This is a genomic window from Gemmatimonas sp. (genome assembly GCF_044376735.1).
In the GTDB taxonomy this organism is placed as follows: Bacteria; Gemmatimonadota; Gemmatimonadetes; order Gemmatimonadales; family Gemmatimonadaceae; genus Gemmatimonas.
In genome coordinates this window covers 1-10,054 of the sequence record NZ_JBILKJ010000101.1, presented here as the reverse complement: position 1 = coordinate 10,054, position 10,054 = coordinate 1, and the positions used below count along the sequence as shown (strand labels likewise).

General features: G+C 68.1%; 14 protein-coding genes. 10 read left to right on the top strand and 4 right to left on the bottom strand.

Annotated elements, in window-relative coordinates:
* From ACIRA7_RS12210 to ACIRA7_RS12195, 4 genes are all read left to right on the top strand, one after another.
* Positions 1–503 (top strand): hypothetical protein (locus tag ACIRA7_RS12210; protein ID WP_396221122.1); only part of this gene is annotated, 503 nt, incomplete at its 5' end.
* 13 nt (positions 504–516) lie between these two features.
* The gene (locus ACIRA7_RS12205; protein ID WP_396221121.1) at positions 517–1,725 is read left to right on the top strand and encodes a hypothetical protein; all 1,209 of its coding nucleotides are present in this window, start codon (positions 517–519) and stop codon (positions 1,723–1,725) included.
* 21 nt (positions 1,726–1,746) lie between these two features.
* A complete protein-coding gene (locus ACIRA7_RS12200; RefSeq protein WP_396221120.1) occupies positions 1,747–2,238 on the top strand; it encodes a hypothetical protein in 492 nt (163 codons plus the stop codon).
* 3 nt (positions 2,239–2,241) lie between these two features.
* Positions 2,242–2,646, top strand: a complete 405-nt coding sequence (locus ACIRA7_RS12195; protein ID WP_396221119.1) for an RNA-binding S4 domain-containing protein — start codon at positions 2,242–2,244, stop codon at positions 2,644–2,646.
* A gap of 30 nt (positions 2,647–2,676) precedes the next feature.
* On the opposite strand, the gene ACIRA7_RS12190 is transcribed toward ACIRA7_RS12195, so the two are convergent.
* Together ACIRA7_RS12190 and ACIRA7_RS12185 are read right to left on the bottom strand one after the other, a co-directional pair.
* Positions 2,677–3,000: a hypothetical protein gene (locus ACIRA7_RS12190; protein WP_396221118.1), complete on the bottom strand. Its 324-nt coding sequence runs from the start codon at positions 2,998–3,000 to the stop codon at positions 2,677–2,679.
* 9 nt (positions 3,001–3,009) lie between these two features.
* On the bottom strand, positions 3,010–3,420 hold the full coding sequence (locus tag ACIRA7_RS12185) for a RidA family protein (protein WP_396221117.1): 411 nt from the start codon (positions 3,418–3,420) through the stop codon (positions 3,010–3,012).
* A 30-nt stretch (positions 3,421–3,450) separates the two neighbouring features.
* On the opposite strand from ACIRA7_RS12185, the gene ACIRA7_RS12180 reads away from it, so the two are divergent.
* On the top strand, positions 3,451–4,590 hold the full coding sequence (locus ACIRA7_RS12180; RefSeq protein WP_396221116.1) for an alanine racemase: 1,140 nt from the start codon (positions 3,451–3,453) through the stop codon (positions 4,588–4,590).
* A gap of 7 nt (positions 4,591–4,597) precedes the next feature.
* Here ACIRA7_RS12180 and ybaK read toward each other — a convergent pair whose 3' ends face one another.
* The gene (gene ybaK / locus ACIRA7_RS12175) at positions 4,598–5,068 is read right to left on the bottom strand and encodes a Cys-tRNA(Pro) deacylase (protein ID WP_396221115.1); all 471 of its coding nucleotides are present in this window, start codon (positions 5,066–5,068) and stop codon (positions 4,598–4,600) included.
* 49 nt (positions 5,069–5,117) lie between these two features.
* Here ybaK and ACIRA7_RS12170 point away from each other — a divergent pair, with 49 nt between their 5' ends.
* The 5 genes from ACIRA7_RS12170 to ACIRA7_RS12150 all read left to right on the top strand — a co-directional run bounded on the left by ACIRA7_RS12170 (position 5,118) and on the right by ACIRA7_RS12150 (position 9,146).
* A complete protein-coding gene (locus ACIRA7_RS12170) occupies positions 5,118–6,401 on the top strand; it encodes a DNA polymerase thumb domain-containing protein (RefSeq protein ID WP_396221114.1) in 1,284 nt (427 codons plus the stop codon).
* A gap of 72 nt (positions 6,402–6,473) precedes the next feature.
* Entirely contained in the window at positions 6,474–6,710 is a 237-nt protein-coding gene (locus ACIRA7_RS12165) for a hypothetical protein (RefSeq protein WP_396221113.1), read from the top strand.
* A gap of 148 nt (positions 6,711–6,858) precedes the next feature.
* Entirely contained in the window at positions 6,859–7,851 is a 993-nt protein-coding gene (locus tag ACIRA7_RS12160; RefSeq protein WP_396221112.1) for a sodium-dependent bicarbonate transport family permease, read from the top strand.
* A gap of 10 nt (positions 7,852–7,861) precedes the next feature.
* Positions 7,862–8,188: a P-II family nitrogen regulator gene (locus tag ACIRA7_RS12155; RefSeq protein ID WP_396221111.1), complete on the top strand. Its 327-nt coding sequence runs from the start codon at positions 7,862–7,864 to the stop codon at positions 8,186–8,188.
* A gap of 46 nt (positions 8,189–8,234) precedes the next feature.
* Positions 8,235–9,146 carry a LysR family transcriptional regulator gene (locus ACIRA7_RS12150; RefSeq protein WP_396221110.1) on the top strand — a complete coding sequence of 304 codons (912 nt, stop codon included), beginning with the start codon at positions 8,235–8,237 and terminating at the stop codon, positions 9,144–9,146.
* Positions 9,147–9,157: 11 nt separating this feature from the next.
* On the opposite strand, the gene ACIRA7_RS12145 is transcribed toward ACIRA7_RS12150, so the two are convergent.
* Positions 9,158–10,054: ATP-binding protein (locus ACIRA7_RS12145; protein ID WP_396221109.1), on the bottom strand; the 897-nt coding region annotated here is incomplete at its 5' end.

Genomic DNA, 10,054 nt, shown 5'->3' with positions numbered 1-10,054 from the left:
TACCGCTCGAGATCGAGCGAAAGTACCTGCTCACGAGCCTGCCGCCGTTGGCCGCCGCGGTTCCGCCCACGCTGATCGAGCAGGGCTGGCTGCCGGGAACGGCGTTGCGCGAGCGGGTGCGTCGTTCCACGCATCCTGACGGCACGGTCGTGTGCTGGCGCAACGTGAAACTCGGCCCCGCTGAGGCCCGCGTCGAGATTGACGAGGGCACGAGCCGTGAGCTCTTTGACGCGATGTGGCCACTCACGGCCGAGGCGCGCGTGCGCAAACATCGACATGTCGTGCGCGATGCAGCTTACGCGTGGGAGATCGATGTGTTTCTCGATCGCGACCTCGTGCTCGCCGAAGTCGAGCTTTCGGGGCTCGATGACCGCCCGGCGCTCCCCGACTGGCTCGCCCCCTATGTGGTGCGTGACGTGACCGGGGAGGCGACGTACTTCAACGCGGTGCTGGCCCGCGCCGCGCGCACGCCGCCCGAAGCGCCGGCTGGGCACGCCTCATGAGACAGAGGCGTGTATGCTGACCTCGTTGATGCCGATTCGCGACCGACGGGATCGGGTGATGGGCTACGCCGTCTCGACCTGCCCGTCAGAGCCACGCCGCACCGAGTCGGACGCGGACGATGACGCGAACCGCGTCGTGAACATGGTGGGCACACTGACCCGTCTCGCTGGTCGGAGTCTGGTGGTACCGATCACGCCCGCGGTGGTGCGCCAAGGCACCATCACCCGTTTTGCCTCGGCCGACGCCGTCTGGCTCCTGGCGACGGAGTCGCTCGAGGATGCCGCCACGTGGCGCGCCGTCGACCGCCTGCTCGGCGCTGGCTTTCACTTTGCGCTGCAAGGGTTCCCCGACGGAAACCCCCTTCCCCCCTCGCTGGTCGGCAGCACCATCGTCCTGGACGCCGCACGCACGCCACCCGGCACCCTCATCAGTCGCGTGCAGACGCTTCTCGAGGCCGGGCTCCGCCCGCTCGTGCGGGGGGTCGACGACCGCTTCACGCGCCATCGTGTGCTGGAAGCGGGTGCGCCGTTGTACAGCGGACGCCTCCTGGCACGCGGAGCCGGCGCCCCGGTGAACCGGACCACCGAGGAAAGCGCCCTTCGCGCGATCACGATGCTGGCGGCGTTCGCCGATGGCCGGCCGACCGACGCCTCGTTCGACGCGTACGTCCACGACGACCCGCATCTCGCGGCGTCGTTGTTGCGAGCCTTGGGATCCTCGTCGCTCAGCGTACGCGGGCCACGGTCGGTGACCCATGCCCTTTCCCTGCTCGGACGTGACGCGATCATGGATCGACTGGTGTCGGTGGCGGCGCGGCTGATCGGCGAGGCGGCTCACGATCCCGAGGTCGGATTCACCGCCCTGCGTCGCGCGCGCACCTGCGAGCAGGTTGGCGCGGCGCTCGACAGTGCCCCACACCCGCGGATGCGACTGCTCGCCGGCCTGCTCTCGACGCTGGAGTTTGGCCTCGGCGCGTCCGGATCGATGCTGGCCGAACGCGTGACGCTGCCAAGCGCGCTGCGCGACGTGTTGCTCGATCGTCGGCTGCCGCTCGGGCAGTTGCTCGACGTGCTCGATGCGCTCGAGCACGGGTGGTGGGAGGATTTCGTGTCGCGCTGCGGCCGCATCGGTGTGGCGCCAGCGGTCGTCGCCGATGCCTGGATGGGGGCGTGGCGCGTGGCGCGCGATGACCTCGGCATCACCCGCAACGAACCCGCGTGAGCGGATGAGGAGGCATCGCCGATGAGTACGACCGCTCGAGAATACCTGGTGCATCGCTTTCAGACCGACGCCGCCGTCCTGCGCGAGCGAGTGGCCGCAATCGCACGAGGGACGAAGGTCCCCGGTCCCGATGCCGCCACGTCCGGTCGGATGGCCGATGCGTGCGACGAGGTCGTGACCATGCTGCTGGCCATCGCCGACCATGGGGATGCCGACGCGGAGTTGGACGCGATCATGGCGCTCGTTCCACTGCTCGAGCATCGCGCGAGCGGGCAGACGTCGAATCCCGCCGTGCGCTCGGTGTTTGCCGGCGCGGCCACGCGCATCCGCGAGGTCCGCTCAGCGGAAGCGCAGGCCGCCTCGTCCGTAGGAGTCACGGACCGCGTTGCCAACGCGGATCTCGCGCTCGAGGGACTGCCCGACGGCGACGAGGTGGACGACGACGATGCGGATGTGGACGATGACGACCTCGTCTTCGATGAGGACGCCTTCGGGGCCGAGGGGGCGCCTTAACCGATGCACGAGGACGAGCAGGGATCCGCGGGCAAGGTGCGCCTCGATAAGTGGCTCTGGGCCGCGCGCTTCTTCAAGACGCGGGCGCTCGCCGCTGAGGCCATCGACGGCGGCAAGGTCGAGGTCAATGGCGACCGGGCGAAGCGAGCGAAGCTGGTGCACGCCGGCGACGAGATCCGGCTTCGGCAGGGCCCGGTCGAGTGGCAGCTTCGGGTACTGGACGTCGCCGAGCGTCGGGGAAGCGCCGAAATCGCCCAGCGGCTGTACGAGGAGACAGCCGACGGGCTGCGAAAGCGCTTGGCCGCGCAACAGCAGCTGCGCGATATGCCAACGGCGTTCGCCTTTGGCGATAGCAAACCCGGCAAGCGCGACCGGCGCGAACTTCGCCGTCTGAAAGGCGATGGCTGACCGGCGCCGCGCCGCCTGAACGGAACGGCCTCAGGGATGGCGCGGCACGTCTGACGACTCGACCGGCCACGCCATCACGGCGAACGCTCGCGCGACGACCGCTTCGATCGATTCATCGGGCGCGTGCCGAATGACGGGTATCGGTTTGCCCTCCGTCGCCTCGCGCACCACCTCCGCGTCGCGGCCATCATCGCTCACGATGACGGCCGCCGTGGTTCCTGCTCCGAGCGCCTTGACGAGTTCCGCCTGCCGGCTGGCGAGACGCACCCGTGCCCCCAACGCGCGTAACTCGGCGTCGCACCGCACACGGAACGGTCGGTGCATGGCGTAGACCACGATCCACGGGGGCGTCATGACGCGCGCCTAGAGTGCCGCGATCGCCGAAATCTCGACGCGGATACCGCGCAGCGAGGCGCCGACGACCGCGCGCGCCGGGTACGGCGCGGAGAACACCGTCCGATACACGCGATCGAACGTTCCCCAGTCATTCTCATCGGCCAGATACACCGTGAGACTGACCACGTTGGCCAGGGTGGCGCCCCCCGCGATCAGGATGCGCTCCATGTTCGCCAGCGTGAGGCGCGTCTGCGCCTCGACGTCCCCGTCGATGATCTCCCCGGTGGCCTGATCGCGCGGGGTCTGCCCCGAGACGAACAGTAGCTGCCCGGCATTTGCGGTGCGCACGCCCGGAGAGTAGGCTCCCGCAGGCGGCGGGAGGTCAGGAAGGACGACGGGTGTCCACGGACGATCGAACGGCGCATCTGCGTGTGGCATTTTCTACAGTCTCGACGGGAAGGGGGCGCGATGACGACGTATCTCGAACAGCTCGAGACACCGGTACCGATCGTCGACATGGATCGGCTCGCGTTCAATCTGGACCGAATGGCCGCATATGCTACCCTGCACGGGCTCCAGTTGCGGCCGCATGTGAAGACGCACAAGTCACCGCGGATTGCCGCTGAGCAGCTGCGGCTGGGGGCGATCGGACTCACGTGCGCCACGCTGCGCGAGGCTGAGGTGATGGCCGATGTGTGCGACGACCTGTTGGTCGCGTATCCGCCGGTGGGGGCGGCGCGGCTGGAACGGCTGGCCCGGTTGCCGCAGGACGTGCGCGTCACCGTGGCCGCGGACGACGCCCAGGCGCTCGATGCCCTCAACGTGGCGGCCCGGCTCGGCCAGCGGCAGTTCGATGTGCTGGTTGAAGCGGATCTCGGCATGCACCGCGTCGGAGTGTCGTCCCCCGACCGTGCCGTCGCGATCGCGCAGCACATCGACCGCGCCTCCGCGCTGAACTTCGCCGGGATGCTCTTTTATCCCGGACACATTCGCGACGAGGTGGGCGCTCAGGGCGCGGCCCTCTCGCAGCTGGGGGCGGACATTGCCCGCTACGTCACCGCGCTCGACGCAGCGGGACTTCCGCCGCGCATCGTGAGCGGTGGCTCAACGCCGGCGGCGTGGCGCATGCACGAAGTCCCCGGTGTGAACGAAGTGCGCCCGGGCACCTACGTGTACAACGATCGCACCACCGCCCTGATCGGCGCCTGCGACTGGGATGACTGCGCGCTGACGGTGCTGGCCACGGTGGTGAGCGTCGCCGTGAAGGGCCAGGCGGTGATCGATGCCGGTACCAAGGCATTGGGGCGCGAGCCGCTGCGCGCCGAGGGTGACGGCTATGGCGCACTGCTCGACCACCCGGAGGTCGTGGTCTCCCGGATGTCCGAAGAACATGGCATCCTGGACCTCTCCAAGACCGCGTGGCGCCCCCGTCTCGGAGATCAAGTGCGCGTGGTGCCGAACCACGTCTGCATCGTGGTGCACCTGTTCGACGAGATCATCGGCGTGCGCGGACACGCGGTGGAAACACGGTGGGCGGTAGAGGCCCGCGGCCGCGGCCCGGCGCTGGACGAGCTCGCGGAAGGGCCGTCGCGCCCCCGCGCGGTGTAACGGGCCGCTACGCGCGCGCGATCGGCCCGGTCCGTCCGCGCGCGAGCTTCACCAGATCCATCGGGGCCAGCGACAGTTCAAGACCGCGACGGCCGGCGCTCACGTAGATGCGATCGAAGGCGAGCGCACTCGCATCGACCACCACGGGCAGTTGCTTCTTCTGCCCCAGCGGACTGATCCCCCCCACCACGTAGCCGGTCGCCCGTTCTGCCGCCGCCGGGTCGGCCATGCGAACACGCCGTGCGCCGACGGCATCGGCCAGCGCCTTCAGGTCGAGCATCATGAGCACGGGCACCACCGCGCACACGAGTCCCACGCCTTCCGCATCGGCCACCAGCGTCTTGAACACCGTGGCGGGCTCGAGTCGCAGGGCATCGACGGCTTCGCGGCCATAGGACTCGGCGGCCGGGTCGTGCTCGTAGGCGAGCACGTCATGCGCAATCTTGGCCTTTCGCACGAGCAGGATGGCAGGCGTCATCCTGCAAGATTGCCGCTAGCTTGCGTCAGGGCCACCGCATCCTCCGTCCATGACCACTCTTTCGCCACGCCGCATTCTGCTGGTCGACGCCGACGCGTTCTTCGTAGCCGTCGCGCGCCAGGAAGACCCGGAGGGTGCCGGAAAGGCGAGGCTGCTGATCGTCGGCGGGCGACCGGGCTCGCGCGGCGTGGTGTGCAGCGCGTCGTATGAATGCCGGGCCTATGGCGTACGCTCGGCGATGCCGATCTCGCGTGCCCTCAAGCTGTGCCCGCAGGCCACGTGTGTGCCGGTGCCTCGCGGCGCCTGCAGCGCTCGCAGCAAGGAGATCCAGCAGGTGCTGGCCAGGTTCGCCCCGATCGTCCAGGCGTCGAGTATCGACGAGTGGTACTGCGACATGGGCGGCACGGAAGCGCTCTACGGCCACGAGTCGCTCGAGGCCACCGCGCATCGGCTGCGGGACGCGGTGTTCGCCGCCACCGGACTCACGGTATCGATCGGCGGCGGGACATCGCGCCTGGTGGCGAAGATGGCGGTGGAACTCGCCAAGCCAAAGCCCGGCACGGGCGCCACCGGGGTGCGCTGCGTGGAGCCAGGGACCGAGGCGACGTTTCTGGGGCCGTTCAGGCTGGCCGACTTGCCCATGGTCGGCCCACGCTTCTCGGCGACGCTGGCGCGCATGGGACTGGATACCATCGCGGAGGCGCAGCGGTGGAGCGAGACCGACCTGCAGGCGCGGCTTGGCGCGCGCGCCGGCGCGTGGCTGTACCGCCGCGTGCGGGGCATCGATGACAGCATCGTGACCCCCCGCGAGGTGCAGAAGCAGGTGAGCCGTGAGGAGACCTTCGGGCGCGACCTGCACGACGACGACCAGCTCGAGCGCGAACTGCTCCGGTTAGCAGTCCGCGTCAGCACCGACCTGCGCCGCCAGGGACTCCGGGCGAGAACGGTGACGGTGAAGCTGAAAGACGCCGACTTCACGACGCGGTCGGCCCAGCGCACGCTGGCTCAACCGATCGAGTCCGAGAAATCGGTCATCAAGGCGGCGCGGGGGCTGTACCGAACGCTGCGGGGCAAACGGCGTGTGGGGGTGCGGCTGCTGGGCATCGGGCTGTCCCACTTCGACGACGACGCGGCGGGGACCGGTCACGCCGTGCAGCTGGGCTTCTTCGCCCCTCCGCCCCTTCCGGCGGATGGGGACCCGGTCGAGAATGCCAAGGATCGGGCGCTGACACGGGCCCTCGATCAGATCCGGGGCCGGTACGGCAGCGCGGCGATCATCCCCGCCCGCCTCCTCGACCAGGCCACCGATACGGGCCCGAGGGTGGAAGAATGACGTGGCCTTGTGTAGCTTTCCTGTGCTGAAGTTCAAATTTCGCCGTTTGCGCTTTCCCGTCGGGGTGTCTTCATGAGTGTCGCGTACGATCCGAATAAGCTTGGCTGGCCCGCCGCCGCCGTGACCACGGTAGCCACGCTGGGGCTGTTGTTCACCGCCTACACGATCCACAAGAATACATATCGGCATCCGCGCGACCCGATGAACTTCCAGGTGTATCACGCGGAAGACAACGCCAAGCACAGTGAGGCCGCCGGTCACGGCGAGGCCGCCCACGAAGCGGCGCCCGCCGCCGAGGCCAAGCACTAAGCCGGTCCGGATTTCCGGATCCACAGAGCGCCGCGTCCCCTCGGGACTGCGGCGTTTTTTGTACCTGTTCACATACATAGGTTTTATCTATCTATTGCGATTAAACAATCGTTTTGCCCTTTTATCGAGGGCGCACCATCATGGGAACATGACGCTTCTCCACACGCTGCAGGCCAACCTGCTCTCGCCGATTCCACTCGCCTTTGCCCTCGGGGTCATTGCCCGCTTGGTCAAGAGCGAGCTCGCGTTGCCGAAGGATCTTTACGCCTCGCTCTCGATCTACCTGCTCTTCGCCCTGGGCCTCAAAGGCGGCGTGGAGCTGTCGCACGCGTCACTCGACGCCGTGCTCCTGCCGGTTGGTGCCACGCTGCTACTGGGCACGATCACCCCGCTCATCACCTACACCACCATGCGTTATGCGGGGCGCTTCGGTGCCATCGACAGCGCCGCGATGGCGGCGCATTACGGCTCCGTCAGCGCCGTCACCTTCATCGCCGCCCAACAGTTCGCGCAGCGAGTCGGGACGCCAGCCGAAGGGTTCATGCCCACGCTGCTCACGCTGCTCGAAAGCCCCGGCATCCATATCGCGCTCCTGATCGGAGCCGTGGAGCGTGCGAAGCTGCAGAAGGCCGCGGGCACCGTGACGGGCAGCGGCATGGGAGCCGTGCTGCACGAAGTTCTCACTGGACGCACGATGATCCTGCTCGTGGGGGGGCTATTCGTCGGGGTGCTCATGGGCAGCTCGGGATGGACCGCGGTCTCTCCGTTCTTCGACAGCGGCTTCAAGGGCGCGCTGATGCTGTTCCTGCTCGAGATGGGGATCGTGGCCGGTGCCCGTCTCGGCGATCTCAAGAAGGTGGGTCCGTTCCTGCTGGCGTTCGGCATGCTGATGCCGATCGTGAACGGGACGCTGGGCGCGCTGCTGGGCACCTGGGCCGGACTCTCCGTGGGCGGCGCCACCGTCCTCGCCACCATGGCGTCGAGCGCCAGCTACATCGCGGCGCCGCCAGCCGTCCGTCTCACGCTGCCGGAAGCGAATCCCACCTACACCCTCACGGCGTCGCTGGCCATCACGTTTCCCTTCAACATCCTTGCGGGCATTCCCATCTATCACACCATCGCCACGGCGCTGCGCACCTGAGGCCTCCATCATGCATACGCATCCGCTGAAGCTCATCACCATCATCGCCGAGCCCGTGCTCGAAGCGCGCATCACCACGGAGTTGCTCGCCCTTGGCGCCACGGGGTTCACGGTCGTCGACGGGCGCGGCGAAGGATCGCGCGCGCTGCACGCCGCCGAGATCCCCGGTGTGAACGTGCGCATCGAAAGCATCGTCTCGGCGACCGTCGCCGAGCGCATCGTCGAGCAGCTCGCGATACGCTACTTCACCGATTACTCCGTGATTGCCTACGTGAGCGACGTGGCGGTGGTGCGCGGCGCCAAGTACGAAACCCCTCTCGGTAAGGAGCCGCGCTGATGTGCAGCACGCCTCACCCGTGGCGCCCGTCACCCTCGACTGACCGATGCTCCCCTCGCTGAACACGCTGAACTACCAGCATCTGCTGTACTTCTGGACGGTGGCGCGCGAAGGCAGCATCGCGCGCGCCACCACGGTGCTGCACCTCACCCAGCCCACGATCAGCGCGCAGCTCAAGCTTCTGGAGCGGTCGCTCGGCTCGCCGCTCTTCATCCGGCGCGGCCGCGCGCTGGTACTCACCGAGACAGGGCATCTCGTCTTTCACTACGCCGACGAGATCTTTCGCACCGGACGCGAGCTCACCGATGCGCTGGCGCGCGGCGACGGCCGCTCGCCGACCCGGTTGGTCGTGGGGATTTCGGATTCGCTGCCCAAGCTCACCACGTGGCGATTGCTCCGACCGGCGCTCGAGTCGACGCCCGGACTGCGCCTGACCTGTCGCATCGACAAGACGGAACGCTTGGTGGCCGACTTGGCGGTTCACGCGCTCGACGTCGTCCTGGCCGATGCCCCGTACTCGCCATCCCTGCCGGTGGCGTTGTTCAATCACCTGCTTGGCGAGTGCGGGCTCACGGTGTTCGGCACCGAAACCCTTGCCGCGAAGTACCGGCGCAAGTTTCCAGAATCGCTCACGGGCGCTCCGTTCATCATGCCCACGCCAAACACGGCGATGCGGCGATCGCTCGACGCCTGGAGCGTCGAGGCCGATGTCCGACCGCTGATCGTCTGCGAATCCGAGGACGTGGCCCTACTGCAGGTGTTCGGGCAGGAGGGCATGGGGCTGTTCGCCGCACCGTCGGTGGTGGAGGCGCAGATCCGACGTCAATACAACGTGCGCGTGGTCGGCCAACTTCCAACGGTTCGGGAACGTTTCTATGCCATCAGCGCCGAGCGAAAGCTGGCACATCCTGCGGTGGTGGCGATTACGGAAGCCGCGCGGGAAACGCTGTTCGGCTAGCGTGCGAAGCGCTAGCGCGGCACGGTGAACCAGAACTCGCTGCCCTTGCCCAGCTCGCTGTCAACGCCGATCTCGCCGCCGTGCGCGTCGATGATCCCTTTCGCAATGAACAACCCAAGGCCCGAGCCCGCACGCAGCAGACGCGGCGCCTGCCAATGGCGCTCGAAGAGCCGCGGCACATCCTCGGCCGACACGCCGGGCCCCGTGTCGCGCACACTAATCCGCACCTGACGGTCATCGCACGTCGCTGTGAGCACGACCTCTCCGCCATGCGGCGTGAACCGCAAGGCGTTCCCGAGGAGATTGGAGAGCACTTGCTGCAGGCGACGTTGGTCGGCCTGCACCGGCGGGAGATGATCGTCGATGCGCCGCACGAAACGCAGCACGGCGTCTTCCATCACCGGCTCGAACATGTCGGCCGATTCCTTCACCAAGTCGGAGAGGAACACGGGCCGACGCTCCACGCGAAGTCGCGCATTGGCAATGCGCGAAACGTCCTGGAGATCCTGGATCAACCCATCGGCCTGACGGGCAGCGCCACGGATCGCTTCGACATCCTCACGCTCCATCAGCAGCGGGCGCTCGTCGCCGGGATCACGACTCAGCACGGCACCGGTCAGCATCACGATCGCATTCACCGGGTTACGCAGATCGTGCGACACGATCGCCAGCATGTCGTCGCGCTCGCGGACCGCCCGTCGCGATTCCTGATACAGTCGCGCGTTCTCGAGCGCCAAGGCCGCAAGGCCGGCGAACTGATCGGCGATCTGGACCTCGTCCGTCGTGTGCGACGCGCCCGGCATCGCGCGCACCAGATGCAGCGCGCCGATCGCCCGCCCGCCGGCACGCAGCGGCACGAGCAGCACGGCGCTGGCGCCCAGCGCTTCCACCCGCTCGCGTGTGGCTGC

What these genes read in the sequence shown, in the direction of transcription:
- ACIRA7_RS12205 (WP_396221121.1), top strand. Translation starts at nt 517, where the DNA reads ATGCTGACCTCGTTGATGCCGATTCGCGACCGACGGGATCGGGTGATG.
- ACIRA7_RS12200 (WP_396221120.1), top strand. Translation starts at nt 1,747, where the DNA reads ATGAGTACGACCGCTCGAGAATACCTGGTGCATCGCTTTCAGACCGAC.
- ACIRA7_RS12195 (WP_396221119.1), top strand. Translation starts at nt 2,242, where the DNA reads ATGCACGAGGACGAGCAGGGATCCGCGGGCAAGGTGCGCCTCGATAAG.
- ACIRA7_RS12190 (WP_396221118.1), bottom strand. Translation starts at nt 3,000, where the DNA reads ATGACGCCCCCGTGGATCGTGGTCTACGCCATGCACCGACCGTTCCGT.
- ACIRA7_RS12185 (WP_396221117.1), bottom strand. Translation starts at nt 3,420, where the DNA reads ATGCCACACGCAGATGCGCCGTTCGATCGTCCGTGGACACCCGTCGTC.
- ACIRA7_RS12180 (WP_396221116.1), top strand. Translation starts at nt 3,451, where the DNA reads ATGACGACGTATCTCGAACAGCTCGAGACACCGGTACCGATCGTCGAC.
- ybaK (WP_396221115.1), bottom strand. Translation starts at nt 5,068, where the DNA reads ATGACGCCTGCCATCCTGCTCGTGCGAAAGGCCAAGATTGCGCATGAC.
- ACIRA7_RS12170 (WP_396221114.1), top strand. Translation starts at nt 5,118, where the DNA reads ATGACCACTCTTTCGCCACGCCGCATTCTGCTGGTCGACGCCGACGCG.
- ACIRA7_RS12165 (WP_396221113.1), top strand. Translation starts at nt 6,474, where the DNA reads ATGAGTGTCGCGTACGATCCGAATAAGCTTGGCTGGCCCGCCGCCGCC.
- ACIRA7_RS12160 (WP_396221112.1), top strand. Translation starts at nt 6,859, where the DNA reads ATGACGCTTCTCCACACGCTGCAGGCCAACCTGCTCTCGCCGATTCCA.
- ACIRA7_RS12155 (WP_396221111.1), top strand. Translation starts at nt 7,862, where the DNA reads ATGCATACGCATCCGCTGAAGCTCATCACCATCATCGCCGAGCCCGTG.
- ACIRA7_RS12150 (WP_396221110.1), top strand. Translation starts at nt 8,235, where the DNA reads ATGCTCCCCTCGCTGAACACGCTGAACTACCAGCATCTGCTGTACTTC.